The 401-nt window shown below is 59.4% G+C and carries 1 protein-coding gene; it reads left to right on the top strand.

Features of this window, described 5'->3' with window-relative positions; all coding sequences use genetic code 11:
* On the top strand, positions 1-401 hold a 401-nt coding region (locus RZA33_RS19390), incomplete at both ends, for an NAD-binding protein (protein WP_317509500.1).

Here is a 401-nt window from a genome sequence, read left to right as displayed (position 1 = left end):
ATTCTCGGCGCCGGCCAGGTCGGCGGCACACTGGCTGAACACCTCGCCCGCGAGGAAAACGACATCACTGTCGTTGATACCGACGCCAAAAAACTGCGCGATCTACACACTAAGCTCGATATCCGCACGGTTACCGGCGCGGGCTCCTACCCGATTGTGCTCCGTCAAGCGGGCGGCGAAGACGCCGATATGTTGATCGCCGTTACCAACAGCGACGAGATCAATATGATCGCCTGTCAGGTCGCGCATACGCTGTTTCGCACGCCGACCAAAATTGCCCGGGTGCGCGCCACCGCGTATTTGACCCGTAAAGGCCTTTTTGCCCACGAAGCGATCCCTATTGATGTACTGATCAGCCCCGAGCAGGTGGTCACCGACCACGTACGCCGCCTGATTGAGCA

Origin of the sequence: Halovibrio sp. HP20-59, assembly GCF_033052795.2 — a bacterium.
Classification (GTDB): Bacteria; Pseudomonadota; Gammaproteobacteria; order Pseudomonadales; family Halomonadaceae; genus Vreelandella.
Note: the sequence above shows the minus strand (reverse complement) of the source record. Positions and strands in the feature narration are given on the sequence as shown.